Source organism: Caenibacillus caldisaponilyticus (genome assembly GCF_002003465.1).
GTDB classification, from domain to species: Bacteria; Bacillota; Bacilli; order Bacillales; family Sporolactobacillaceae; genus Caenibacillus; species Caenibacillus caldisaponilyticus.
Window position 1 is genome coordinate 34,321 of the sequence record NZ_BDDQ01000035.1, and the last position, 26,463, is coordinate 60,783.

At 52.2% G+C, this 26,463-nt stretch carries 25 protein-coding genes and 1 pseudogene; 16 read left to right on the plus strand and 10 right to left on the minus strand.

Annotation, left to right across the window (positions count from 1 at the left end):
* The first annotated feature begins 1 nt into the window (after nucleotide 1).
* The 8 genes from CCB157_RS11025 to CCB157_RS11060 all read left to right on the plus strand — a co-directional run bounded on the left by CCB157_RS11025 (nucleotide 2) and on the right by CCB157_RS11060 (nucleotide 7,352).
* Nucleotides 2–793 (plus strand): DODA-type extradiol aromatic ring-opening family dioxygenase, encoded by a 792-nt coding sequence (locus CCB157_RS11025; RefSeq protein WP_077615946.1) that lies wholly within the window; start codon nucleotides 2–4, stop codon nucleotides 791–793.
* Between the two features lie 88 nt (nucleotides 794–881).
* The gene (locus CCB157_RS11030; protein ID WP_077615947.1) at nucleotides 882–1,415 is read left to right on the plus strand and encodes a YceI family protein; all 534 of its coding nucleotides are present in this window, start codon (nucleotides 882–884) and stop codon (nucleotides 1,413–1,415) included.
* Nucleotides 1,416–1,694: 279 nt separating this feature from the next.
* On the plus strand, nucleotides 1,695–2,240 hold the full coding sequence (locus CCB157_RS11035; protein WP_077615948.1) for an NADPH-dependent FMN reductase: 546 nt from the start codon (nucleotides 1,695–1,697) through the stop codon (nucleotides 2,238–2,240).
* Between the two features lie 187 nt (nucleotides 2,241–2,427).
* The gene (locus CCB157_RS11040; protein WP_077615949.1) at nucleotides 2,428–3,432 is read left to right on the plus strand and encodes a biotin/lipoyl-containing protein; all 1,005 of its coding nucleotides are present in this window, start codon (nucleotides 2,428–2,430) and stop codon (nucleotides 3,430–3,432) included.
* Nucleotides 3,433–4,143 (plus strand): ABC transporter ATP-binding protein, encoded by a 711-nt coding sequence (locus CCB157_RS11045; RefSeq protein ID WP_077615950.1) that lies wholly within the window; start codon nucleotides 3,433–3,435, stop codon nucleotides 4,141–4,143.
* Nucleotides 4,121–5,293, plus strand: a complete 1,173-nt coding sequence (locus CCB157_RS11050; RefSeq protein ID WP_077615951.1) for an ABC transporter permease — start codon at nucleotides 4,121–4,123, stop codon at nucleotides 5,291–5,293. Before CCB157_RS11045 ends, CCB157_RS11050 begins: the two co-directional genes overlap by 23 nt.
* 93 nt (nucleotides 5,294–5,386) lie before the next feature.
* Entirely contained in the window at nucleotides 5,387–6,058 is a 672-nt protein-coding gene (locus CCB157_RS11055) for a response regulator transcription factor (RefSeq protein WP_077615952.1), read from the plus strand.
* A gap of 79 nt (nucleotides 6,059–6,137) precedes the next feature.
* Nucleotides 6,138–7,352, plus strand: a complete 1,215-nt coding sequence (locus CCB157_RS11060) for a sensor histidine kinase (protein ID WP_077615953.1) — start codon at nucleotides 6,138–6,140, stop codon at nucleotides 7,350–7,352.
* Between the two features lie 200 nt (nucleotides 7,353–7,552).
* On the opposite strand, the gene CCB157_RS11065 is transcribed toward CCB157_RS11060, so the two are convergent.
* Nucleotides 7,553–8,074, minus strand: coding sequence for a PepSY-associated TM helix domain-containing protein (locus tag CCB157_RS11065; protein ID WP_077615954.1), 522 nt, complete (start codon nucleotides 8,072–8,074; stop codon nucleotides 7,553–7,555).
* A gap of 460 nt (nucleotides 8,075–8,534) precedes the next feature.
* Between CCB157_RS11065 and CCB157_RS11070 the strand changes: the two genes are divergently transcribed.
* Together CCB157_RS11070 and CCB157_RS11075 are read left to right on the plus strand one after the other, a co-directional pair.
* The gene (locus CCB157_RS11070) at nucleotides 8,535–10,292 is read left to right on the plus strand and encodes an ABC transporter transmembrane domain-containing protein (protein ID WP_077615955.1); all 1,758 of its coding nucleotides are present in this window, start codon (nucleotides 8,535–8,537) and stop codon (nucleotides 10,290–10,292) included.
* Nucleotides 10,289–12,102 (plus strand): annotated as a pseudogene (locus tag CCB157_RS11075) (ABC transporter ATP-binding protein). The gene CCB157_RS11070 and the pseudogene CCB157_RS11075 overlap by 4 nt, the downstream one beginning before the upstream one ends.
* A 265-nt stretch (nucleotides 12,103–12,367) precedes the next feature.
* On the opposite strand, the gene CCB157_RS11080 reads toward CCB157_RS11075, so the two are convergent.
* Nucleotides 12,368–12,988: a cell wall hydrolase gene (locus CCB157_RS11080; RefSeq protein ID WP_077615956.1), complete on the minus strand. Its 621-nt coding sequence runs from the start codon at nucleotides 12,986–12,988 to the stop codon at nucleotides 12,368–12,370.
* A gap of 318 nt (nucleotides 12,989–13,306) precedes the next feature.
* Here CCB157_RS11080 and CCB157_RS11085 point away from each other — a divergent pair, with 318 nt between their 5' ends.
* From CCB157_RS11085 to CCB157_RS11095, 3 genes are read left to right on the plus strand one after another with little or no spacing between them, the layout of a single operon-like run.
* A complete protein-coding gene (locus CCB157_RS11085) occupies nucleotides 13,307–14,107 on the plus strand; it encodes an amino acid ABC transporter substrate-binding protein (RefSeq protein ID WP_077615957.1) in 801 nt (266 codons plus the stop codon).
* Nucleotides 14,108–14,120: 13 nt separating this feature from the next.
* A complete protein-coding gene (locus CCB157_RS11090; protein WP_077615958.1) occupies nucleotides 14,121–14,804 on the plus strand; it encodes an amino acid ABC transporter permease in 684 nt (227 codons plus the stop codon).
* A 17-nt stretch (nucleotides 14,805–14,821) separates the two neighbouring features.
* Nucleotides 14,822–15,568, plus strand: coding sequence for an amino acid ABC transporter ATP-binding protein (locus CCB157_RS11095; RefSeq protein WP_077615959.1), 747 nt, complete (start codon nucleotides 14,822–14,824; stop codon nucleotides 15,566–15,568).
* 150 nt (nucleotides 15,569–15,718) lie between these two features.
* Here the strand turns inward: CCB157_RS11095 and CCB157_RS11100 are convergent, their stop codons facing one another.
* From CCB157_RS11100 to CCB157_RS11135, 8 genes are all read right to left on the minus strand, one after another.
* Nucleotides 15,719–16,189 carry a hypothetical protein gene (locus CCB157_RS11100; protein ID WP_077615970.1) on the minus strand — a complete coding sequence of 157 codons (471 nt, stop codon included), beginning with the start codon at nucleotides 16,187–16,189 and terminating at the stop codon, nucleotides 15,719–15,721.
* A 191-nt stretch (nucleotides 16,190–16,380) separates the two neighbouring features.
* On the minus strand, nucleotides 16,381–17,469 hold the full coding sequence (locus CCB157_RS11105) for a Ger(x)C family spore germination protein (RefSeq protein ID WP_077615960.1): 1,089 nt from the start codon (nucleotides 17,467–17,469) through the stop codon (nucleotides 16,381–16,383).
* The gene (locus CCB157_RS11110) at nucleotides 17,456–18,556 is read right to left on the minus strand and encodes a GerAB/ArcD/ProY family transporter (RefSeq protein WP_077615961.1); all 1,101 of its coding nucleotides are present in this window, start codon (nucleotides 18,554–18,556) and stop codon (nucleotides 17,456–17,458) included. Before CCB157_RS11110 ends, CCB157_RS11105 begins: the two co-directional genes overlap by 14 nt.
* Nucleotides 18,557–18,647: 91 nt before the next feature.
* Nucleotides 18,648–20,138: a spore germination protein gene (locus CCB157_RS11115; protein ID WP_238594674.1), complete on the minus strand. Its 1,491-nt coding sequence runs from the start codon at nucleotides 20,136–20,138 to the stop codon at nucleotides 18,648–18,650.
* A gap of 32 nt (nucleotides 20,139–20,170) precedes the next feature.
* Nucleotides 20,171–20,374 (minus strand): hypothetical protein, encoded by a 204-nt coding sequence (locus CCB157_RS11120; protein ID WP_077615962.1) that lies wholly within the window; start codon nucleotides 20,372–20,374, stop codon nucleotides 20,171–20,173.
* A 136-nt stretch (nucleotides 20,375–20,510) separates the two neighbouring features.
* Nucleotides 20,511–21,554: a DUF3231 family protein gene (locus CCB157_RS11125; RefSeq protein WP_158077287.1), complete on the minus strand. Its 1,044-nt coding sequence runs from the start codon at nucleotides 21,552–21,554 to the stop codon at nucleotides 20,511–20,513.
* Between the two features lie 698 nt (nucleotides 21,555–22,252).
* On the minus strand, nucleotides 22,253–22,885 hold the full coding sequence (locus tag CCB157_RS11130; protein WP_077615964.1) for a YkoP family protein: 633 nt from the start codon (nucleotides 22,883–22,885) through the stop codon (nucleotides 22,253–22,255).
* A gap of 171 nt (nucleotides 22,886–23,056) precedes the next feature.
* Entirely contained in the window at nucleotides 23,057–23,971 is a 915-nt protein-coding gene (locus CCB157_RS11135; protein ID WP_143287016.1) for a DMT family transporter, read from the minus strand.
* A 611-nt stretch (nucleotides 23,972–24,582) separates the two neighbouring features.
* On the opposite strand from CCB157_RS11135, the gene CCB157_RS17330 reads away from it, so the two are divergent.
* The 3 genes from CCB157_RS17330 to CCB157_RS11150 form a co-directional block, all read left to right on the plus strand.
* Complete coding sequence (locus CCB157_RS17330) at nucleotides 24,583–24,870, plus strand: hypothetical protein (RefSeq protein ID WP_143287017.1); 288 nt, start codon at nucleotides 24,583–24,585, stop codon at nucleotides 24,868–24,870.
* 654 nt (nucleotides 24,871–25,524) lie between these two features.
* A complete protein-coding gene (locus tag CCB157_RS11145; RefSeq protein WP_077615966.1) occupies nucleotides 25,525–25,812 on the plus strand; it encodes a hypothetical protein in 288 nt (95 codons plus the stop codon).
* 413 nt (nucleotides 25,813–26,225) lie between these two features.
* A partial coding sequence (locus CCB157_RS11150; protein WP_193432291.1) for a transposase occupies nucleotides 26,226–26,463 on the plus strand: 238 nt, incomplete at its 3' end.

The following is a 26,463-nucleotide window of genomic DNA, read 5'->3' on the forward strand; positions in this document are numbered from 1 at the left end:
TTTGACGCCGGCTTTATTTGTCGCCCACGGCGCGCCATTGCTCGCGTTGGAAGATCATGCGTACACGCGTTTTCTCGACCGGCTGGGCAACGACCTCGGCCGGCCGCGTGCGATCTTGCTCTTTTCGGCACACTGGGAAAGCCCGGTTCAGCTGGTAAGCCGTGTGGACGCCTATTCGACGATCTATGATTTTTACGGTTTTCCGGAAGAACTTTACCGGATCGTTTATCCGGCCAAAGGCGCTCCTGAGTTGGCCGATGACATTATGCAACGGCTTGGCGATGCGGGGATCGCCAACCGTTCGGAAGAAGAACGCGGTCTCGATCACGGCGCATGGGTCGTTCTAAAGAGGCTCTATCCGAACGCCGATGTCCCCGTTGTCGCGATGTCTGTCAATCCCCATCTACTTCCGGCGGAGCAGTACCGTATCGGCAAAGCGCTGTTGGAATTGCGGAAAAGGGATGTTTTGATCATCGCCAGCGGCGGGACCGTTCACAATTTGGCGGCCGTTGACATGCGGAACCACTCCGACGTCCCGGAAGCCTGGGCTCTCGAATTTGAAAACTGGTTGGAAGACGCCGTCACCGCATGGGATGTGGAGCGTCTGTTTCGGTTCAGAACATTGGCCCCGCATGCGGAACGGGCCGTTCCGTTCCACGGGCAGGAGCATTTTATCCCCCTTTTCTATGCAATGGGCGCCGCCGATGACGAGCGAAAGGCTGAATTGTTGCACCGCAGTTTCCGTTACGGCACCTTGAGCCAGAGCGTATGGCGGTTTGGAGAATCTTCTTGACAATCCGAACAATATTAAATATATTATTTTTAGTTTCTATATTAAAGTAAGTGAGTAAATTTAAATTTGCTGAAATGGAGGCGTCGAAATGGCCAAAGTAAAATGGAACATCGATCCAGCGCACAGCAGCGTGGAGTTTTCGATCAAACACATGATGTTCGCGACCGTCAGAGGTTCGTTTCACGACTTCGAGGCGAACATCACGGCCGATCCCGCCGATTTAACCGGCGCGGACATCGAATTTTCGGTCGACATCGCCTCGATCGATACCCGCAATGCGGATCGCGACAATCATTTGCGTTCGGCGGATCTGTTTGACGTCGAACATTATCCGAAAATGACGTTCCGCGCCACGGAAATCGTCAAAACGGGCGAAGGCGAATACGACGTCACCGGCGATTTGACGATTCGCGGCAACACGCGCAAAGAAACCTTTAAAGTCAAGTTCCTCGGCGAAGGCAAGGATCCGTGGGGCAATGTCAAATTTGGTTATAGCGCCGAAGGAAAAATCAAGCGCAGCGATTACGGCGTGACCTATAACGCGCCGCTTGAAACCGGCGGATTTTTGATCGGCGACGAAGTCCAAATCTCCATCGTTATCGAAGCGTCCCGAGCCGCCTGATCGGACGGGAAAGACGCTTCGGGGCAAAAGCTAAAGGCTGAGCCGGCTCCAGAGCATGCGTCGCCCGCATGTGGATTCCGCTTTCTCATTGAGGGATCTCCTGAGGGCGGCGGATGAACCGGCCTCCTCATGAACGGTTAGGGGAGCGGTTCAGCCGGCCGAGCGGTATGCACCGCTTGAAAAACGGGTGTCCGTGCTTACGGTGCCCCTTTTTCGTTGTCGCCGTCATTTTGGGGCGACAAGTCAGTCAAAATAAAGAAAGATAGAGGTTGATGGAACATGAAAATCACGGCCATCGTCGGCAGTTTGCGCAAAGATTCCTACAATATGTGGCTCGCTCAAAACATAAAAGAGCGTTACAAAGATAAATTGGAAGTCCGGATCGCGGATATCGGGCAATTGCCGCATTACAACCAAGATGAGGAACTCGACCCGCCGGAAGTCGTCAAAGCGTTTAAAAAGCAAGTGGCGGAATCGGACGGCGTCATCATCATTACGCCCGAATACAACTGGTCGATTCCGGGCGTGCTCAAGAACGCCTTGGATTGGTTGTCCCGCGTCGATCGCGTGCTGATCAACAAGCCGGTGATGACCGCCGGTGTTTCGCCGGTGACCCTCGGCACGGTGCGGGCGCAGTTGCACTTGCGGCAAATTCTCTCCGCTCCCGGCTTGTCGGCGCGTGTTCTGCCGCCGGCCGGCAATGAAGTGTTGGTGAACTTTGCGAGTGAAAAATTCGATGCCGACGGGCGGCTCATCGACGAGAATACGCTCAACTTCCTGGACGGCGTCATCGACAAATTCATCGACTGGATCCGATCCGCTTGATCGGATCAATCCGCTCCTTTTACAACCTGGCATGCGCCAGGTTTTTTTATTTTGGAGAAAACACCGCCTTTTCCTTTGTCTAGGCAGAAAAGGCTGGACGGGCATTTTAAGAAAAATTTAAGAATCGCCGCTCATAATTGGGGGTGGTTGTGGAAACGTCCAAAAACGGGGTCAAGGAGGTTCGCGCATGAAAAAGTGGTTCATCATCGTTCTTTGTGTGGTTGTGGTCGCCGCGGGCGGCGGCATCATCTGGTATATGAACAAAGGCAAGGCGGAGCAACCGGAGGCCATCACTCCCACGGCCGTCGTTCAAAAAGGTCCGCTGGAATCCAAAGTGAGCGGTTCCGGCAGTTTGTCTCCGGCGATTGATGAAAATCTGAAAGTGGCGGAAAACAAAACGGTGAACGAAGTGCTTGTTTCAAAAGACGAAAAGGTCAAAAAGGGCGAGGATTTGGTCACCTTTACCGACGGCAGCGTGCTGGAGGCGCCCCACGACGGCACGATCACGTCCGTTAACGTCTATGACGGCAGCCGCGTCAACGCCGGCCAGGTCATCGCGCATTTGACGAATTACAGCGATCTCAATATGGTCGTTCAAGTGGACGAATTGGATATCCCCAAAGTCAAAGCGGGCCAAAACGTCGAGGTGATCGTCAACGCCTTTCCCGAGCAAAAGTATGAGGGCGTTGTAAAGGAAATCGCCTCAGAAGGAACGGTGACCAACGGGGTGTCGAAGTTTGATGTGACCGTTCATCTGTCGTCTTCCAAAAATCTAAAAGCCGGAATGACGGCCACGGCAGACATCATCATCGCCAAGAAGGAAAACGCCCTTTACGTTCCCATTGGAGCGGTCCATTCTTTGAACGGAAAGTATTTTGTGTATGTCCAAGACACTGCCCAACAAAACACTGAATCTGCGGCGGCCAGCGGCTCCGCGGCGGATTATGAAGGGAACGGGCGCCGGGTGGTTGTGAAAACGGGCTTGCATAATGACAACTATATCGAAATCGTTTCCGGCTTGAAGCAAGGGCAAGTCGTTTTGTTGCCGAAGATCGTCCGCAATGCCAATCAAAATCAATCGTCGAACGGCCAAAGGATGCCCGGCATGTTCGGCGGAAACATGGGCGGATTTGGCGGATTCGGCGGGCAATACAGGATGAACGGGGGAACCAACCGAGGAGGGGATCGGTAAATGGCTGACGAAATCATCCGCCTTCAGGATGTCGTGAAGACTTATAAGATGGGCGATCATGTCGTGAAAGCCTTGGATCATATCAACCTGATTGTCCATTCAGGTGAATTTCTTTCCATTACCGGTCCCTCCGGCTCCGGAAAGTCGACCTTGATGAACATTCTCGGCTGCCTGGATCTGCCGGACGATGGCGAGTACATCTTGGAAGGGCGGAAGGTGAATCAATTAAAAGATAATGAGATGGCCGTCATTCGCAACCAAAAAATCGGGTTTATCTTTCAAAACTTTAATTTGATCAGCAATTTGAACGCTTTGGAGAACGTGGAGCTTCCCTTGATTTATAGAGGATGGGGCGCGAAGCAGCGCCGGGAAATCGCCTTGGCCTGTTTGGAACAAGTCGGACTCGCCGGATACGCCAACCATTTGCCGAACCAGCTATCCGGCGGTCAGCAACAGCGCGTGGCCATCGCCCGCGCGCTGGCCGGGACGCCGCCGATTCTGCTCGCGGATGAACCGACCGGCGCGCTCGACCGGCGAACGGGAAAGGAAGTCATGGACATTTTAGAAAAGCTGAATACGGACGGGCATACGATCATCTTGATCACGCATGATATGGAGGTCGCCCAGCGGGCCAAGCGAACGGTGCGCATCGTCGACGGCCGCCTTTATGCCGGAGAGGAGGCGGATCATGGGATTCATCACATCCATTAAGATGGCGTTGCGAAATATTAAGGGGAATAAACTGCGCGCGTTTCTCACGATGCTCGGGATCATCATCGGCGTCTCGAGCGTGATCGTCCTCGTCGCCATCGGACAAGGATCCACCCGGTCGGTCACCGACAGCATCAACAATCTGGGAACCAACCTCATCACCGTGAATATCACGACGACCGACCCACCGTTTTCGCTCGACAACATCAACGCCATCAAAAAGCTCAACGGGGTGAAAAACGTTTCACCCGTCGTGTCGGGACGCGTCACGTTAAAAAATAATAATGAAGACACGACCGAAGAGGTCAACCTGCTCGGTTCCGATCCCGCTTATAAAGACATCCGGATTTTATCGGTGTCTCAAGGGCGCTTTATTTCCGACATCGATATGAAGTTCCGCCAAAAGGTCGCCGTCATCGGCTCGACCGTCGCACAAAATTTGTTCGGCAACCGCTCGCCCATTGACCAGAGCCTGCTTATCAACGGCGATCGCTATACCGTAGTCGGCGTTCTCGCTTCAAAAGGGGGCTCGATGGGGCAAAACATCGATGAAACGGTGATCATTCCGTTTACAACCGCACAGAGGTTTTTGAATACGACGTACATTCAACAGTTTTACGCGCAGGCCGACAGCGCGAAGCGCCTGGATTTTGCGATGTTGAATATCGAACGATATATGGCGCAAGTGTTCAATTATGACACCGACAATTACAGCGTCTTCAATCAGCAGGACGTCATGGACACGATGGCCTCCGTCAATCGGACATTGACGCTTTTGCTCGGCGGCATCGCGAGCATTTCTTTAATCGTCGGCGGCATCGGGATCATGAACATCATGTTTGTCTCCGTCACCGAACGGACGAAAGAGATTGGCATTCGCAAATCGATCGGGGCGAAGCGGAAAAACATCCTCCTCCAATTTTTGATCGAAGCGAGCGTGTTAAGCGCGCTAGGAGGGCTCATCGGCGTCGGACTGGGCATTTTCGCATCTGAACTCTATGGCATGGCCACTGGCACGGCGCCATCGCTCTCGTTATCCGTTATCGGATTCGTTTTCCTGTTTTCCGTCGCGATCGGCGTGATTTTCGGCGTCTTTCCCGCCAATAAGGCGGCGAAGCTCCCGCCGATTCAGGCGTTGCGCTTCGACTGATGGGCATCGAGCAAAAAAGCATCGTATATTTTCGCTTATACGGTGGCTTTTTTGCTTTATTTATTCAAAAATAAAAGGGAGGGAGGTTTGGCTTTGCGCCTATTGGTCGTTGAGGATAACGAAGTCTTGTTGGATTCCATTGTTCAATTGTTGTCGGATGAATACTCCGTTGATGCGGCGACACGGGGCGACGATGCGTTATTTCTTGCCGAACAAAACATTTATGATTTGATTGTGCTTGATGTGATGCTGCCGGGAATGGACGGGTTTGAAGTGCTAAAAGCCTTGAGAGAAGCCCATGTCCACACCCCCGTGCTGTTTTTGACGGCCAAGGATGCTTTAGAAGATCGCGTCAGAGGGTTGAATCTCGGCGGGGACGATTACATCGTCAAACCTTTTCAAAACATGGAATTAAAGGCGCGTATCCGGGCGATTCTCCGCCGAACCGCCAGCATGATGATCGATCAGACGTTGTCTTATAAAGGCATTGTGATGGATTTGCAGAAAAAGAAAGTGACGATCGATGGGGACCCCATTGCGCTGACGATTAAGCAATACGAGCTTTTGGAGTACTTGATCCAGAACAAAGATCAAATTTTGACGCGGGAGCAAATTTATGACCGGATCTGGGGATTCGATTCCGAAACGACGGTCGGGATCGTCGAGGTCTATATCCATCATCTGCGCCGTAAATTGGCCCCTTATCATTATGACAAAGACATCCAAACGATCCGGGGTATCGGTTACATGTTGTCGGAAACCTAAGTCTCTATCGAATCTATGATTGGGAGGACTCCGCCGTGTATCGGTTACATGTTGTCGGAAACCTAAGGAGACGAAACGGGTGTTTCGAAAAACATTGATCCGGTTGACGCTTTTAAATGCCGGCATTTTCATCATCTTAATCAGCGTGTTGGGCGCGGCGGTTTACCTTTATACGGCGAACGTCTTGTATCGCTCGGTCGATCGCGTGATCCATCGCGCCGAGGACATGACCTTGCGCGCGCGCATCCCGGGTTTTCAGGGCCCCAGGGAAATATGGGTCCTTTATTGGGACGACCAGAAACGGTTCATCGGTCCGGAAGGGCAATTTCCCATATCGGATGAAGTGATCGCGAAATTAAAACCCGGGGCGCTCGATCGCATGGAGGAACGCAAGGTCGACGACGTCCATTACCGATGGCTGGCCACCCGCGCCTTTACGCCAAGAGGCTTCGTCATCGTTCAGTTTATCGCCAACGTGAACCCGGAAAAAGCGTTGTTGAATACGCTGTTGATCATCATTTTAACGAGCTTGGGCGCCGGGACGGTTTTGGCGGTCGCTGCGGGCTTTTTCCTGGCGCGCCGGGCGTTGGAACCGATCCAAACGGCTTGGGAAAAACAACAGCAGTTTGTCTCGGACGCTTCCCATGAATTGAGAACGCCGCTCTCCATCATTCAGACGCGCATAGAACGGCTGCTTCAAGCGCCGCAGGCGACGATCCGGGACAGGGTTCAGGACATCTCGGCCACGTTAAAGGAAACGAGGCGGTTGTCGAAGCTGGTCTCCCATCTCTTGACCTTGGCGCGCTCCGACGCCGACCGTCAGGAAATCAAAAAAGAACCGGTGCTTCTGAACGACATCGTCCGGCAAGTCTTTGAACATTTCGCCGAAATCGCCGATTTCCAAGGCAAAAACCTGTCCCTTAACATGGGCCATCAGCCGATGACCATTCTCGGGGATGCGGAAAAAATCCATCAACTGCTCGTCATTCTCGTCGATAACGCGATGAAATTCACAAAGAGCGGCGGCCATATCTTGATCACTTGCACATTGGAAAACCACGCGGTCCTCATGAGCGTCGCCGACGACGGCATCGGCATTAAAAAGGAGCATCTTCCGCGCATTTTTGACAGGTTTTTTCAAGCGGATCCGTCCCGGACGGACCGCGAAGGAACGGGGCTTGGCCTTTCCATTGCCAAATGGATCGTCGATCAGCATAAAGGGAAAATTTCGGTGGAAAGCGAACCCGGCAAGGGCACGCGTTTTCAAATCGCCTTTCCCAAATATAAAGCATGACCGCTTCGCTAATCCAAGCGCGTGCACGAGGCGGTCAAGCGGCGAAGGCCTTGCCGCGAAATCACGCGATTTTTATATACGAAAGTACCCCCGGTCGACTCCGGATGTTTTACCCGATTCCGGGGGTGTTTTTTTGTTTTTTAAAATCGATAGGCTTGTAAAGTAAGACCTCGCAACATGAAAACTAAGAAAGGGGAACCTCAATTTTGTCCGTCGGTGGCTTGAAGGGTGCTGCGGCGCTTCAGGACGGCTCGTTTTCGCCTTTCGGCAAGCAACAGGCGAATGGACAAATAAATGCCTGTGGAAGTCAAAAGAATGATGGCGATAGCCGCCGCGTCCATGAGCCAGTGGACATCCACGCCGTTGATGACACCGCGATGAAGCTGTTCAACAAAACTTCGAAACGATCCGCCTTCCCTGCGGCCGGGAAAAACGCCTTGTCCCATGTTCTCCCGCCCGTTTAGCCAATTTCCGTCTCCGGAACGGCCCGTTGTCCCTGAATCCGTTCCGTTGTTTTGGCTGCCGTTATTGACCGTGGCCCCGTCTGAAGGGTTGCCGATAAACGGTTCGGTTTGGATATTGTTGCGGTTGAACGCGGGACGTTCCCCTTTCATCCCGAACCAGCCGGGCTCTTCCAAGATCAAGCCGGTGATCGCTTCCACCAGCAAGAGCACCGATGTCACCAGTCCGATCCATAAATGGATTTTGCGCAGTTTTTTCATGTTCTCGCCTCCATCTCTCCTTTCATCGCTTTCCAGTCTATCCGCCCTTTCTTAAAATTTGATTAACGGGGCGCCGGCCGGGAGGAAGTCGGCGGGACAAACGGAGGCCAATGCAAAAGAGGAATAAAGATATAAAAAAATCCTTTACTTTTTCTTTTGTTATTTTATATAATAGTTAAGCAAATCAAGCGATGGGGGTGTTGTGCCATGATTTTACTTCACGCAGACGCAAAAAAAAGCATGAAAATGGTCGGTCTGTTCCGCGCAACCCCCATGCCGTCCGGCGGATGAGAACATGTGTCCTCGTCCGCATTCCGAAGATCGGTGCTAGGTGTCTCTCGCCACGGGGTTGCTTTGACCCGTGGCGTTATTTTTTTCTAGGAAGCACGCGGGGCGTGCCGATTTTTTGCCGGCGGCAAAAAGTCGCTTAAATATAGAGAAATTCTGTCAGGAGGTTCCTATGCGTTTATTTCTTGATCTTTGGTGGTATTTCAAACAAGAAAAATGGAAGTATCTTCTCGGCATTATCTTTTTGATCAGCTCCAGTTTTTTGTCAATGATCCCGCCGTATGTCGTCGGGCTCGTCGTGGACGAGATGCGCTCCGGCACGTTGACGGGAGCGGTTCTCGCCAAATGGCTTCTTTTTCTTGCCGCCGTTGGCGCCGTCTACTACGGGACGGGGTATGCGTGGCGGCAGATGATCTTTGGTTCGGCGGTCCGGCTTTCAAAACTTCTTAGAAATAAGTTGTTCCACTTGTTCACCCGCTTGTCGCCGAACTTTTATCATCACCGCCGCATCGGCGATTTGATGGCGCACGCGACCAACGACATTCGCGCGGTCGAAGACGCCGCGGGCGACGGCATTTTGACGCTCGTCGATTCGTTTACCATGGGCGCGATGGTCATCGGAGCGATGGCCGGTCTTCTCAATTGGAAATTGACGATCATCGCCTTGATTCCGATGCCTTTTATGGCATGGGCGACGAGCAAGTACGGCTCGATGCTCCATGAACGCTTTCACCTGGCACAACAAGCGTTTTCGGATTTGAACGACAAGGTTCAGGAGAACGTTTCCGGCATGCGCGTCATCAAGGCTTTCGGCCAAGAAGAAGCGGAAAAACGGATGTTCGCCGCGCTGTCCGAAGATGTCGTCAAGAAAAACATCGCCGTCGCCAAAATCGACGCCCTTTTCGATCCGACCATCACCTTCATCGTCGCGATCAGTTACTTTTTGTCGTTGACTTTCGGAGCGGTCTTCGTCGTCCACGGCACGATGACCATCGGCCAGCTCACCAGTTTTACGCTCTATTTGGGCCAGCTCGTCTGGCCGATGCTCGCCTTCGGTTTTCTCTTCAACATTGTGGAACGCGGCCGCGCTTCGCACGACCGCATCCAAACCTTGCTCGCTGAAGAACCGGACATCGCCGATCGAGAAGGGGCGCGCGACGAAGTGCCGTCCGGAAAGATCACTTACAATTTGAACGCTTTCACTTACAGCGGGGCGGCGGAACCGGCTTTGTCTGATATCCGCTTTGAACTGGAAAAAGGCGGAACGCTCGGCATCGTCGGCAAGACGGGTAGCGGCAAGACGACGCTGTTGAAGCTCTTGCTCCGGGAGTTTGACGCGCATGACGGCGCGATTGCTATCGGCGGCGTGCCGATTACCGAATATAAACTGGCAAGGCTCCGGGAAGCGATCGGATACGTGCCCCAGGATCATTTCCTGTTTTCGGCGACGATCGCGGAAAACATCGCTTTTGCCAAACCGGGCGCGACGCGGGCCGAGATTGAAGAAGCGGCGAAACTCGCGTGCATTCACGACGATATCCTCGGCTTCAAGGACGGCTACGACACGATCGTCGGCGAACGGGGCGTGACGCTGTCGGGCGGGCAAAAACAACGCATCTCGATCGCGCGCGCCTTGCTCATGGATCCCGAAATTTTGATTCTGGACGATTCGCTGTCCGCGGTCGACGCCGATACGGAAGAAGCGATCTTGAGCGCGTTAAAGGCGACGAGGCGCAATAAAACGACGCTGATCGCCGCTCATCGGATGAGCGCGGTGCAACACGCCGATTTGATTATCGTGTTGGAAAACGGGCGGATCGTTGACCGCGGCGACCACGAGACGCTCATGCGCGGCGACAACTGGTACAGCGCCATGTACCGCCGGCAACAGCTCGAATCGCTCGTCGCCAAAGGAGGTGTGGCGGAATGACCACGGCTTTCAAAGAGGAGAAAATCACGAGCCAGCGCGTCTTTCGCCGACTGCTCGGCTATGCGGTGCCGCATAAGAAAGGGTTGGCCTACGCGTTTATCATGTTGATCCTCGGCACCGGCGCGACGTGCTCGGACCGATTTTGATGAAAATATTTATCGACGACTATCTGGCCCCGCGCCGTTTTGATCCGCTCCCGCTGACGGCGCTTGCGGTTTCGTTCGTCCTTTTGTATGTCGTCTCGGTCGTTTTGCGCTATTACTCGACGATCCTTTTTCAAAAAGTGGCGCTGAAAATCGTCCAGCAAATGCGCATCGACGTGTTCGGCAAAGTCCAACATCTTGCGCTCCGCTTCTTTGACCGGACGCCGGGCGGCAGCCTCGTCTCGCGAATCACGAACGATACGGAAGCGATCAAAGACTTGTTCGTCAACGTGCTGTCGACGTTTCTGCAAAGCATCGTCTTCATGGTCGGCATTTTTATCGGCATGTTCGTCCTGGACGTCAAAATCGCGGCGTTTTGCTTTTTGATCACGCCGCTCATCATCGCGCAGATGGCGGTTTACCGGCATTTCAGCGCAAAGGTTTACCGGACGACCCGGCAAAAATTGAGCCAATTGAACGCCAAACTGAATGAATGCTTGCAAGGCATGAACATCATTCAGGCGATGCGCCAGGAAAAACGATTGCGCCGGGAATTCGGGACGATCAACCAGGAACATTACCTCGCGGAGCGCGGGGCGATAAGATTGAACAGCTTGCTTTTACGGCAAGCGGTTTATTCGGTTTATTTGCTCGCGCTCATCATTGTGCTCGCCATTTTTGGCGTCCGCTCTATCGGCGGTGTCATTGAAATCGGCACCTTGTACGCTTTCGTCAATTACTTGGACCGCTTTTTTGAGCCGATCAACTCGATGATGGTGCAGCTGACCCGATTCCAACAAGCGATCGTCAGCGCCGAGCGCGTCTTCGGTCTTCTCGACGAAGACGATATGGCCCCGCAAAAAATCGGGCACGACCATCCGGAAATTCGCGAGGGGCTCATCGAATTTCATGATGTCTCTTTTTCGTATGACGGGAAAACCGACGTCTTAAAACATATTTCTTTCGTCGCCCGCCCCGGCGAAACCGTGGCGCTGGTCGGTCATACCGGCAGCGGCAAAAGTTCGATCGTCAATCTGCTCATGCGCTTTTATCCGGTCGAACGCGGACGCATTACGATTGACGGCGTCCCGCTCGAACGCTTCGACGACAAGGAGCTTCGGAAAAAAATCGGGCTCGTGCTCCAAGATCCCTTTTTGTTCGTCGGGGATATTAAAAGCAACATACGCTTAAACAATGAAGAGATCAGCGATGAGGAAGTGAGGCGGGCGGCGGAGTTCGTGCAGGCCGACGCCTTCATTCAAAAATTGCCGAAGCAATACGACGAACCGATCGGTGAACGGGGGGCGACGCTGTCGAGCGGCGAGCGCCAGCTTCTGTCGTTTGCCCGGACGATGGCGCTGCAACCGAAGATCCTCGTGCTTGATGAAGCGACGGCGAGCGTCGATACGGAAACGGAAGAGGCGATTCAGCAGGCGCTCAAAAAGATGCGAAAAGGGCGGACGACGATCGCCATTGCGCACCGGCTGTCGACGATTCGCGATGCCGACCAAATCCTCGTGCTTCACAAAGGTGAAATCGTCGAACGCGGCACGCATGAGGAATTGATCGCGAAAAAAGGGTTGTATCATAAAATGTACACCTTGCAACAAGGCGAAAGCGATGCCTTGCGCGAAGGCGAAGAGGAATCGGCGCCGGCGGGGCGCTGAGCCGCGCGGCGCTTATGGAAAGCAGTAGGATGGGACCTGTCCGGCCTCATAATACGCAACAAGAAAGCAATGCGCTAATAGCAATGTATTATAAATGTACCGCGGTAAGCCGCGAGTAAAAAAATCCTCGCTTTTCCATGGGAAAATGCCGGCGGGGTTGACTAAATGGACCTGATAAAAAAGGGATTCAGGCAGCTTCTGCCTGAATCCCTTTGCGTTTGGCTGCGGCCCCGGCTCGAAACTCAAGAGTTGCCGGGCGCCCGCGTCATTTTTTAAAGACGTGATGACCGATGACCGCCGTGGTCGTCATATTGTTGAAGACGCGCGTTTTCGCGATTTTCGGGTTGTAGAAATAGAGCGAACCATCGGTGCGGTTTTCGGTCGCCAATGCCCGGTCGACCGCTTCGTAATCGGATGGCGCCGGCGTGTTGTGGATTGCGCCGGTCGCCACCGGTGTAAACTGACCGGGTTGTTCGATGACCGCTTTGACGGTGTCGGGGAATCTTGGGTCTTTGACGCGATTGAGGACCACTTGGGCCACTTTCACTTTCCCCTCAAACGGCTCGCCGCCGGCCTCCGCGTGCACGAGTTGGGCAAGCAGTTGGCGGTCAGACGGGGATAATGCCGTTTTTTGCGCTTCTCTATTTACACCAGCGGGTTTTTTCACTTTGTTCGTATCAAGGTTAATGGATTCCCCGACCATGATGAAATCGGGATCCTTGATTTGCGGATTGAGATGGATGATTTGGTCAAGCGTCAGGTGGTGCGCATTGGCGATTTTCCACATCGAATCTCCCGGTTTGGCCGTATAGGCGAACGCGGAGGCGCCGGGAGCCAGCAAACCGACAGCAAGTGCCATCGCTATGATTGGTTTTGTTTTTTTCATTATGCATCACCCGTCATAATCATACGTCCCCCGTCCGGATCGCTGAGGGTCGTTCCATTTACAAGTCGTTTACGTTCCGATGACAAGCCTGTCATCTTGTAACATTCATGTGGTTTGTACGGTTCGAGTGCGGACGATGGGCCCGGCCAAAGCGGAGCGCCGTTACGATAACGGGCGGACGATAAAACGCGGAGGCTCAGGTTACCCTAATACAGCATGGGTGTGTTCAAATTCCTTGACTGAGGGGGTGTCTCGGTTTATTCTGGATGGGTGTGTTTAAAAGTCACTATTCCTATCTGTTTGCTGGGAGGTAGACGAATGAAAAAATTCATGCCGTTTGTCGCCGCTTTGTTCCTCGTCATCGGCCTCGCCGGCTGCGGGAACGCCGGTCAAAACGCTGCCAAGACGGGCGGACAAAGCTTATATGATACCATCAAAGAAAAAGGGGTTCTCACGATCGGAACGGAGGGCACCTACCCGCCGTTCACGTACCGCGACCAACATCAAAAACTTACGGGATTTGACGTGGAGCTCGCCTGCGAAGTCGCCAAGCGGCTCGGCGTCAAACCGAAGTTCGTCGAAACGAAATGGGACGGCATGATCGCGGGCCTCGATTCCAAACGATACGATATGATCGCCAATGAAGTCGGCATTACACCGGACCGAAAGAAAAAATACGAGTTTTCCGATCCCTACATCAAATCGCGGGCGGTGTTGATCGTCGCAAAAAACAATCACACCATCCATTCGTTTAAAGATTTGAAGGGGAAAAAGGTCGCCCAGTCCTTGACGAGCAACTTTGTGAAAATCGCGGAGAGTTACGGGGCGGTGAACACCCCGGTCGACGGCTTCGACCAAGCGATCAGCCTGGTCACGTCGGGGCGGGTCGATGCGACGGTGAACGACAATCTCTCGTATTACGATCTTTTGAAAAAACAGCCGAATATCGGCGTGAAAAAGGTCGATGAATTGTGCCATGCCTCACAAAGCGCCTTTATGTTCCGCAAAGGAAGCGGAAAACTGGTGGACCAAGTCAACAAAGCGCTTGCCGAGATGAAAAAAGACGGCACTTACTTAAAGATCTCCAAAAAGTATTTCGGCACCGACGTGTCGAAATAAGTGAGGGTCGGCCATGTTCTTCAGTGATCGCGCGACGCAGGTATGGCATCTTTTGCTTGACTCGTTTTGGCCGTTGTTAAAAGCGGGCATCGTTTTTACGATCCCGCTGACCCTCATCACTTTTATTCTCGGCCTTATTTTAGGGTTTTTCACGGCGATCGCCCGCTTGTCGAAGTTTAAGGCGCTGGCCGCCATCGCCAGATTTTATGTATGGATTTTCCGCGGCACCCCGCTGCTCGTGCAGCTGTTCATCTTGTATTACGGGTTGCCGAGCATCGGCATCCTCCTGAATCCCTTTCTCGCCGCGGTGATCGGATTTTCGTTGAACGTGGGGGCCTATGCCTCAGAGATCATCCGCGCCGCGATTCAGTCGATCGATCGCGGTCAGTGGGAGGCGGCGTATGCCATCGGCATGACGAAAAGGCAGGCGATGTGGCGCATCATCATGCCGCAGGCCGTGCGCGTCGCGATTCCGCCCCTCGGCAATTCTTTCATCGCGCTCGTCAAAGACACGTCGCTGGCGGCAACGATCACCGTGGGGGATCTGTTCCGCAAAGCACAAGAAATCGCCGCTGAACGATATGAACCGTTTTGGCTGTACATTGAAGCGGCGTTCATCTATCTCATCTTTTGTTCGGTCCTCAATGTGATGCAAGCCCAAATGGAAAAACGGGTGGACCGCCATGTTGCCAAATAAATGGGAGGACATCGCTCATGATCGCCATTCACGACTTGCACAAAGCCTTTAAGGGCCATGAAGTCCTCAAAGGCATTGATTTAACGGTTAAAAAAGGAGAGACGGTCGTGATCATCGGCCCGTCCGGTTCGGGAAAAACGACGTTTCTCCGCTGCATCAATCTTTTGGAATTTCCGGATAGCGGGTCGATTCAAATCGGCGACCGCGCTTTGACGTTTCAGCCGGGGATTCGCCATCGTTCGAAGGAAGTGACGGCTTTTCGCCAGCGGACGGGCATGGTCTTTCAAGGCTATAATTTATTTCCGCACCGAACGGCGCTGGAAAACGTGATGGAAGGACAGATCGTCGTCCTCAAGCGCCCGAAGGAAGAAGCGCGCGAAATCGCCATGGACCTTTTGCGCAAGGTCGGGCTGGAAGCGCATGCCGACAAATATCCGCACCAATTATCGGGCGGCCAGGAACAGCGCGTCGGCATCGCCCGGGCCATGGCGATGAATCCGGATGTCATTCTCTTCGATGAGCCGACGTCGGCGCTCGATCCCGAACTTGTCGGCGAAGTGCTCAAAGTGATGAAAGACTTGGCAAACGAAGGGATGACGATGATCGTCGTCACCCACGAAATGAGGTTTGCCCGTGAAGTCGCCGACCGCGTCATTTTTATGGATGACGGGCGCATCGTCGAACAGGGCACGCCCGAAGATATCTTTGACTGCGCGCAAAACCAACGGACACGGCAATTTTTGCGGCGCCTCACCGAAGCGTAATCATCACCTATTGCCAGGCCGTCACTCATCTTGGACAGCCTTTCCGAGCCGGCGGAAGGGCTATTTTTTATTCTGATAGAAAGGCGTCCGCCGTTTTTTAATGACCTCCGACTCCATGTGTAACGACGAACGGTTTCCGCAGCGAGGCGATCATCCATCGCGATGGGATGGCGCCGTGATTTTTTCCAAAAGCCATTTTAAAAAAAGGCCGATGCCCACGCCGGGTAGGACGCACATTATCGGGAAAAATACCGGACCGATCGCCCCGCTAATCCAATTGTCCCTCGCCGCATAGATGAGGCCGACGGTCACGCTGTAGGCGGAAAACACAAAGGGCAGAAAACTGAGCGGCGCGACCGGCTCGCCCGCGTTTTTATACGCGTCCCACATGGAATAAAAGTAAATACATGGATAAAACATGAGCCAATCGATGTCGGCTGCCGCAACGGCCATTCTCATCTCGCCGTTAAAGCTGAGTTGAATCACCCGGTTAAAATGGGCGTTGGTATTGACGACCATTTCCAATACGATAAAAACGATGCCTTTGAAAAAATGGCGGTTCAATAATTGACCAAAGCCCGGAAAGGCGATGGACCAAAATAATCTTTCGAACTTTTTCACGACCATGATCCTTTGCTAGTGGTGTTCGGTCGCCGGAGGCGCACTACAGCGCGAGTTTCTTGAATCATGCGGGGACCGCAGCGAAGCATCGATGTGCGATTCCCCCGAAAAACTCCGTTTTTTTTTATTATGTGATCTCTGGATAAAAATATCCCCTTCCGAAAATGAATCGCACCGCAGCCTGCCTGCGCTTATTCGACGAGACCGGCGTGGGCTAGGTTAAAGTCGATGTGGATTTCGAAGCGGCAGTTTTTATAACGATCCCTCCAATCGTTCGGATCCCAGTGGCGCGAATAACTGTGCACGTAGTTGCCGATTCTGAGCGGATCGACGTCGAGGGTTTGCAGCTGCCGGATCATTTTCAAGCCTTCTTTTTCGAGCGTCTGTTCCATCTTCTTTTTCAGAATCCTCATTTTCTGCGGGGTGAAATGGACGGCCGTTTCTCGTAAATAACCCTGCATATGGATATCGACACGGATGAGCGGCGCCGGGGAATCGGCGTTTTTGACGTGGTATTTGACCTTGGAACCGATGTTTTCAAACGTGATGTATTCTTTCTTCTTCCAAGGAATGGCGAACGATCCGCTTCTGAATGATTCGAAAAGCATCTTAAAGATCATCGCTTTTCCGAATGGGATGTAGTCGACATACCGGTCGCCTTTAAAAAGGGCGATCCCCTTGATCTTGATATGGTCGCCTTTCCTTTCGAGAAGCGGCATGAACGGATCCATGCCTTTTCCGTAATAACTGTAAAGGAAATCATGAAGGTCGTTCGACGGGAAATTTCTTTTGATGTTGTTCCTGATCAAGTTGCTTAAGTAAATGGAAACGAGCGGATCCGATCGGTACTGTCCCTTTAACATGTCGCCGGCGCTGCCGTCCACGATGGCGAGATTTAATGCCCGGCCGATATCCGGATTACGGTTCAAGAGATCCGCGTATTTATAAAGGCCGCGTTTGGCCAAGTCTTTTCCGTACAGGACGACGAGCAGTTTCCCGATCTCAAGCGGGTATTCCGACTCGGAGTCCAACAGAGACCGGTCTTGTACGCCTTTGGAGACGATGACTGAAAAGCTGTCGATCATCGATTGGACTTGTCCGCTCCCGCCGGTTTGGGCGTAGACGGGCGTGGCGACCGTGCCGTAAACTTTATCCTGTCCCGCGTAGTCATAACCGATGGCTTCGGCAAGTTTGATGTCATCAATGACTTTCGGTTCTTCGCATGCGGCCAAAACCGGGATGAGCATCAGGATCGCCAGGGCGGCTTTAACCTTGGCCATGTCGTTTCCTCACTTTTTGCAGAATGGTTTGATAGATGAACAGGATGGGGATATAAGCGTACAGCAGGTAAAATCCAATCAGTGCTTGCGTCATGTTCAGTTGGTTGACGAGTTGGCGATTTTTAAAGAAATAGCCGGCGATGACGATCGCGATGAGCATGATGAGGACGGTCACGCGTTGATTGAACCCGAATAAGCGCTTCGTCGCCCGCGACGCCGACCATATGGCCAAGCATAAGTTCGGCAGGATGGTGAACAACCAGATCGTCACCCCGATGTATTCAAACCGCTCCATAAAGGGCAGCTGGACGATCTCCCATAGTGCGAGCGACGGCCAGACAATATGGTTCAGTTCTTCTTCATTAAAATAAACTTGGGGGACGATCAGCACGAGCTCATAAAGAAAGATGGCCGTCCAGATGCCGTAATGCCCCCATTTCCTTGCCTGCTTCGGTTCTTTTAAAAACGGGTAAAACATCAGCAAGAATTCGAAGCCTTCATAACACAACGTGATTTGTTGCACGCCTTTCAGCATATCGGCAGCGGAATGGTTGAAGTACGGCAAGAGATTGTAATAATCGGCGTTTTTCAGCGGAAAGAAAAGGGTGAACAACAACGGCATCGTATAGATGACGCTTAAAAAATTGATGCCCACGATCGAGCGAAAACCGCCGGCAATAAAAGAATAGGCGACGATGGCGACGATGATGCTCAACATCCAATAAGACATTTTCGGAAACATCCAGACCGTGACGATTTCGACATACGTGCGCAGCACGACCAATCCGGAGAGGGCGAAATAGCCGGCCGCCGCTAGAGTGAGGAAACCGCCGATCCAGCGGCCGAACAGCGATTCGTGGAGAGTGATCAAATCGCCGCCGCCTCTTTCCAGAAGCCGAAACATCATCCAGAGAATGATCTGGACGCAAAAGCCGGCGATGAACACGACCATCCACGAGTCGCTCCCGGTCACTTGGCTGAGCACGCGTTGGTAACCCAATATACCGACACCTACGAGGACCGACTCAAAGAGAAATAATAGAAAGAACGGCGATACTTGATGATCTTCCGGTACTTTGACACGCATCCATGTTCACTCCATTTTTAAAAAGGCGTTCTCAGTCGATCATCGCATGGTGAAGGCGCCAGAGCGGTACGCCGGGATGCCGGGCGATCGGTCATTCATCAATATCGCGGCCCTTTTTCTTTTTATGGCTTAAGCGCCAGGTATCGAGGGGCCTGAGCTGTTGGGGACGGATGCCTTGTTGGTTGTAAGGCAATCGGACAAAGGCGTCTTTTAAGTCGCGGACGCGATATGGAAAGAAAGGTTCGATGTAAGGGCGCCCGAGCGATTTCAAGGTCAATAAATGCGCGACGATCAGGCCGAAGCAAGCGCCGATGCCGATCAATCCCCAAAAGGCCGCGGCGATGAGAAACGGGAAGCGCAGCAAGCGGACGGTGTTGTTCATCTTGTAGTTCGGCGTTGTAAAGGAGGCGAGCGCCCCCATGCCGACGAGAATGAGCAGGATATTGCTCGTCAAGTTGGCTTGCACCGACGCCGTGCCGATGACGATGCCGCCGACGATGCCGATTGTTTGCCCGACTTTGGTCGGCAAGCGGACACCGGCTTCCCGCAAGACTTCGATGGTGATTTCCATGAAGAACGCCTCGACAAAAGGCGGAAACGGAATGCCCATGCGCGAGGAAATGATCGTGCCGATCAAGCTTTTCGGGATCAATTGATAATGATAGGTTAAGACGGCGACATAAAGCGGGGTCGCCAATACCGAAAACGCAACAGAGGCCAGGCGGATCATGCGGAACGCCGACGCCAAATACCACGTCAGCGCGTAATCGTCAAACGCGCTGAAGAATTCGACAATGGTCGTCGGACCCATGAGCGCCAGCGGCGAGCCGTCGACGAGCATGGCGATTTTTCCTTCCACCAGTCCGGAAACGACCCGGTCGGGCCGCTCGGTGTCGAGGAGCTGCGGAAAGGGGGAATGGTTGTTGTCGGCGACCATTTGCGTGATGAAGGAACTGTCGATGACTTGATCGTATTGGATGTCTTTGAGCCGTTGCGTGAGCGTGTTCAAGTTTTCTTTATTCGCGATCCCTTCGATGTAGATGACGGCGATGCGCGATTTGGTCAATTTACCGACGACGACTTCTTTGATTCTGAGCTCGGAGATCGGGAGGCGCTTGCGTATTAAATATAAATTCGGCTCGAGCGATTCAACGAAACTTTCCTTCGGGCCGATGACGCTGAACTCCACTTCCGGTGCATCGACTTGCCGGCCGCTTTTGGCGACCGTTTCTAACAAGATCCCGTTTGCCTCGTTTTGGTTTTCTTGAATCAGAACGTATCCCCGCAACAGCTTTTCTTTCATTTCTTTGACGTCTTTGGTGTGAATGACGGTTGTGTACGGCAAATCCGGAATCAAGTCTTCGAGCGTTGCCGCTTCCGATTTTAATAAATAGCGGGTGACATCGCGGTGCATTGTCTCGGTGTCGATGAGCGGTTTGACGTAAGAAATGCGCACCGTCATATTTTTTAAGGCATGGTCCCGGGAAACGAAGTCCTTTGATTGGCGCAAATCGTTGAACAAGTCAGCGAGCGAGCGTTCGGAATCGGCAGGCGCTTGCCGGCCGGCTGTTTCATCGCCCATAGACCTTTTTTTCCTTTTTCGCGTAAACCACATCATGAGTGTCCGCCCTTCTTATTCCTTTTTTCCGGTGGATTGGACAATTCATCGGCGAGCACCATCAGGAACGGCACAACCAGCAGCCATAGTGAGATGACGACGATCAAGGCGGTGGCGAGAGCGTCCCATCGGAATTGGACCGCGACGAAAAAGAGTATAAACATCGGAAACATTGAGTAGATCATGGCGGCTACTAACATGGTTCACCCTCGCAAAGGACGAATGGCTTAAATGCATGATTCGAAATTGGCGGCGTCTCACCTTTTACCGATTGAATCCACCGTTTGTGCAAGAAAGGGATGTCACTTTCCCCTGAATAATAATGTTCTCAGGCATTCACCAATTTTTTCTTTTTAGTGTCAAAGCATCGCGATCGACCGTTAACGGCGGTTGCTCGAACCAACCGTGATCGAGCATGATTTTCACTCCATCGTGGGCAAATCGTCCGATTTCCGCCGCGAGCCGGGCATAGAGCAAGGTCAGGTCGGGGCGCGGGCTTTGAGCGATGGACATGCCGTATTCACCGATTCCGTATGCAGAAAGCGCGCCGATATGGTACATCATGAGCTTGTCGGAAAAAGGGGGTTCCGTAGAATCTAAAACCTGTTCGTCCCAAGGCATGGGGGCCCGAAGGAACTCTTTGTTCAACACATCCGAAAAGGCATCGATATGTTTTTTGGAAATATCGCGGCCCCTGATCATATACGCCCGGACATCATCGGATTGCGCGACTTGACTGAAGCCGATCGACAAGGCTTTTCCGATCGTATTTCTTTTAATGTTGTATACCAAGCTCGTGATTTCTTGCGCCATGAGCGGCCGGGCTTTTCCGATCAAGCCCTTTAAAAAACTCTTTTCTTCAACAGTCTGATTTTGTTTCGAATTTGTGATGTAGGGCGGGCGAACGTAAAGACCTTTTTCTAAGGCCGTTTTTTTCGCGTTACGGTGTAAGTCCTTCGCCATGACCAAACTTTTGGAGTAAAAGTCGACGATGTCGAGCCTCGCCGATTGGGTGAGCATGAGGCCGGTCTGCGTCAAGAGAAATTTCGCCATGTCCAAGATATAATCGAGAAAGAAAGCGTCCGAATAAAGGCGCGGCGCATCCGTATTGACGTCTTTGTCGGTAAAGCCATTGGGCAAGGTGATGCTTTCCGAGCTAAAAAAATCGGTCACCTTTTGGACATCAAATAAGGCAAGGTTTTTCGCTTCATGTAATATCCTTTCAATATCCGGATCTTCGACTTTGGCGAGAAAATATTTCAAGCCGCACAAGGTCATGGTACCCCGCATATAGGTGATCCAAAGATTGCTCAACTCTGCGACGGTCAGGGGTTGCTTGGGTTTGCCTTTGAAGGCGTCAAGCCAGTTGCTTCCCGTCATGGCCATCTTCCTTTCAGTCGGAAATACCGCGAGATGTTCCCGTCTCTCTAGCGCGAACGCTAAAGCGTCAACGTGGATGAATCCTTGTCTTAGTATGCCAATGTTGTTTAAAAATATTAAAAAACGTGGGGCGGAAGGCGGTATCACCCATGGCTTGAGAAGCCGGTGCCGGCCGGCGAGAAGATGGCCACGCTCTGGATAAATGGCGCAGGCGAACAGGTGGAGAATTGAAAAGCGTGGGGCAAAACGGTGCAGGGCTTCGGCAACATACAAGAAGGGGCGTTTAGAGCATTGAAAACTATCAGGAGCAACGGAAACGAGCGGATGCGGGGGCGGCTATGGTCGTCGGAATGCATCCTTCGGCGCTACATTCGGATGCACCGTCAATGGTATGCTCGACCGATTGGGAATGGATGATCGGGACGGATGGCGGAGAAACGGGCGGCTTCCAAAAGCGCTCGTTCGCCGGAGAGAAAATGTGGTCAATATCGCATCAGCGCTCGTTCATCGGAAAAGCATGTGATCAATATCCGGTTAAGGAACGCATTTGAAAAGCGGTTTGGGAGCTGAAATGAGGGTGAATCCGTTCGACCGACGGCTGTTGCTGCTTGTTCACGAGAGTCCGGTCCATCTTGCGCGGCGAACAAGAAGAAACCCGGCTGTGAACAGCCGGGTGTGCAAACCGGGCGCAAAACAGGTTAATTAATCGGGGGGTTGGATTTGGGCAGCGGTTCGGAAGTTTTTTTGCCGGCGTATTCCAAAAAACGTTGGCGGGAAACGGCGACGATTTTCGGCGACAGCAGTTCGGTTTTTTGCCGCAATCGCTTCCGGCCGTTCGGATGCATGATGCCCATCAACATCCGCAAATAAAATTGCTGATAGGATCGCCCCAATCCCTTCGGCAGATCGATGACGCTGAACCCGAACTGTGTGGCGCCGCGATGCATCAAAGAGATGCCGTACAATCCTTTGTAGTGCGCGTATTCCGGGCGGGCGACCGTTTCGCTCAGATGGTGAAACGTCGTCTTCAGCATTTTGAGCATCGTCGTGATCATATGCATCGTATTTTTGGACTGCAGCGCCGTTTCGAGGAGCAGGCGGTTGTTAAAATGCAATTGGAGCACGGGGTCACCTTTTTCGATGGTGACGCCGTCATCCAGCCGAATGGTCGGCCCTTTATAAATGATCGGCCTTATGTATAGCATTTCTTGTTTATTGTCCGCTTGGACTTTGGCTAACCGATAATATAGGCGTTCCCAGGCCGAATACGTGTTGAGGATGAGCTTCCTCGGGCCTTTGATCTCTTTCATGTCTTTGTTTTTCACGTCCATGGTCCATCCCCTTCCCGTTGATTGACGGTGCGGGTATGTAACATCCGCTTTACAATGATTATAACATGATAAAAGTCGGCAAAAAAATGGCTTTATTTTAAATGTTTAGGAGGAGCTTTACCTTTGCTCGCGAGCATTTTCCGCCGCGGACCGCATCGCGTTCACTTTTTTCTATGAACCTTGGCCGACGCTTTTCTCCTTGGTGTTTGGAACGGGTTTAGGCGAGCGGTTGACAAGAAGGATGCCGCTGACGATGGCGATTAATCCGACGATCAAGGAGACGGTGAGCGGTTCGTGCAACAGTAGCGTGCCCGACAATACGGCGACCAAAGGCACGAGGAAGGTGAACGCGGCCACCCGGCTCGCCTCGCCGGCGTTGATAAGGGTAATGTAAGCGAGCCATGCCGCGGGAATGCCGAGGATGGCGCCGTAAGCCAACCCGCTCAAAAAGAGGCCATTCCAAGTAATGGAAGAGACGTGTTCATACCCACAGCCGACCGCGGTCATCACCAAGCCGCCGAGCGCGGATTGCATCGCGACGAGCCAATAGGGATCGACGCGATTCGAAACCTTTTTGACGTAGACGACGCCGATCGCCCAGCTCAAGGCGGTGGCGAGGGCAAGGACGATGCCGAGCACGGAAACATGGCCGGTGAGCCCGCCGATGCTGATGATCACCACTCCGATAAATCCGAGAATGAGTCCGCCGATTTTCCGCACGGTCATTTTTTCCCCAAGCCACCACCACGAAAAGAGGCCGATCAATACGGGCTGGACATAGACAAGCACGGTGAACAAACCTTCCGGCAAATAGTTGAGCCCAACGGTTTGCATGCCGAAGAACAGGGCGACATTGAAGAAGGCCGAGATGCTATAAACGGCCCAGTTCTTTTTAAGGTTTAATTTTTTGAGCGAAGGCAAGAGGGCGATGCCGAGCAAGATGCCGCCCACGAGCGCGCGCAGCCCGGAGAAAATGACGGGCGGGGTGTATTGCAGTGTGACTTTATATATCGGCCAGCTCAGCCCCCAAACCAAGATGAGAAACGTCAGCAAGAAAGCCTTTTTTGCCGCTGTCAAGGGTTTCACTCGTTCCTTTCCTCCCAACGCATGATGGTTCTGTGCTTCCAGCGTTTGCCGCGAGTTTTAAATGAACGTGGAGCTTTTCCATTTGGCAGGCGCGTTCGCACGGCCGACATTCCATTCACAAAGGATGAGTTCTTAAGGAAGGATGCGCGTTTTATTGATGAGCAAGCAAGGGCTGTTGCGCACGTAGCGGGCGATAATGGCCGATTGACAACGTGGACAAACGATATTTTTTAATCCTTTACCGTCCGCAAGCGCTGCGCTCGCCGCCTTATGGTTGTGCGCCTCCTTAATTTGTTATTGTCCGGCATGAGGCGGTTTGTGACAAGCGATTCGCTCCAAGGCTTATGGAGCCATGGATCGGAAATAACGAAGGACAAGAAAAGAGGGTGTGGAGCAGGTCGTTCGGCAAACCGAGCCGCACCATTGTCTGCCGGCACCGTGGCGTCGCCGTCGTGCAAAGTGCCGCCTCCGCTTGCCGGCGCTTGTCGGAAAAAGGGTGGCCGCAAGCGTCAGCGTTTTTTCAGTATCCTGGCGTATGCGGGCGCTCGGCGAATAAAACGCCGCGAAAGGATCATCCTAAAGCCGACATCAGAGAGCGGGAGGAATGGCAAATGGATCAATCCTTTAGAGAAAAGGTCGAGGACGCGACGCGCGCCGTCGAACAAGCTTTTCAAAACCCAAACGAGGCCGCGGACTATTTGGACCGGGCCAGGCATGATTTGCGCGACGCTTATGATTTGGCAAGGCGCACGAATGACCCCGGACGGATTCAACAGGTGCACGATGCGGCCAACGCGGTCGCACAAGCGAAAAACGCGGCTAACCAACCTCATCAAGACCGCTCGCAGACGAACAACGCGATTGATCAAGCGATTCGCGCCTGCAAGCAAATTCATTGAGTGGCGGGACCGGTCTTGTCGCCATCGGTATTGCCAGATGGAAGATTAGGGCGTAAGCGTTGTTTACCCGATGTGGGTACAAAGGCCGTTTAATCGCTGCGCACGAGGAGGCCCCTGGAAACAGGGGTTTTATTTAATTTAATCAAAAGCGGTTTGTCTGGCACTGAATTTTTTTCATTTTAAGATCAATGTTGCGGAGCCTTTCAAACCGCCTATTTTTTTATAAATGGCCCTCATGCATGTCTTTGTCCCATTCTTCACTTCCTCGATCAATTCGCGGATGAAAGCATGGTCCCATTTGCGGAAACCAAAACCCTTCACAGCAAAGAATGTCGATCTCACGTTTGTGACCGGCGGAGGCAACTTGTTGATCGGAAGCTCTATAATCAAAATGTTAGAATTGACTTAATGGATCTTATCGGGAAAGTGCCATCAAGCCGGCCATCGTTTATCGCGATCCCAACGGACAAGCTTTTTTTGTGCCGCTCCGTCGATTGGTTGTCGGGATGAATGCTATGGATGGATTGAGGTAGATGGCGTTTTTTTTTCGTTGAACATTCATGATATCTACAATAGGGGGGATCCGTTATAAAAAAATCGCTTCTTGCTTTCTGCCTGCTTTTGTTCATGGCGTCAGGGTGTTTAAAGGAAACCATGGTATACAGAGAGAAACCGTTTATCAAAGATTTTTTGGCCGATGACAAAGGTTACTTTTCGATCTTTGAAATCGGTTACGAAATAAGCGATGAGGAGTTTGCAAAAAGGGGAATCGACAATCTGCAACGGATTAGATATGAAAGCAGTTTAAGGTCTGCCAAAGAAACTGTGCCGAGCATCAAAACCACCAGAACCCCTTATTTTATAATTTTTGATGACAAAAAAATCGTTCTTGAAACCCACCATCCTGATGAGGTGTTTCGATTTTTAAAAGGGAAGCAATGATCCCTTATAAAGGGTTGTGCTAAGCGAGGGTGACTTTTTGGTTCATCCTCTTTTCTGGTTTGGTTTGCCAGAGGGGAGCGTTCCGAACGGCCAAGGCGGCAGCGCAGGTCTCGCCATCCTTTTTGCTTAACGGCTGGGCGCGGAATGCCCCCATTGATGGGCGGCTCTGAGTTTTTCGGCATAGGTTTGGTTTTCCAGCGGTTTTGGCATAGATAAGTTTTCGGCCGCTTTCGCTATTCCGGGACCCACTGTTATGACCTAGAGCGTCCATTATACCGTCCGATCCACAGACGCCGTTTTTGGCGATGATGTATAAAATTTTGTGTAAAGCATTTTGCTAGAACAAAAGAAAAAAGGTAGGGTATTCTCTGATTTGGACCACAACACATTCCAGAGAAAGGAGTACCCTACCTATGTCTAAAAGAAGTATACCGAATGTCGACTGGGCAAATCAACTGGAAAATGCCATTCGTCAGTTTGTAAAAGAAAAATTAGAACTGATTATGCGGGAAGAAATGAAAAATTTCCTCGAAATCGAACAGGCTGGAACGCCGAATATGAGAAACGGCTACTATCAGCGAAATCTAGATACACAATATGGCCGGATTGAGGGTCTTTTGGTTCCAAGAGACCGAAACGGGGAATTTCAAA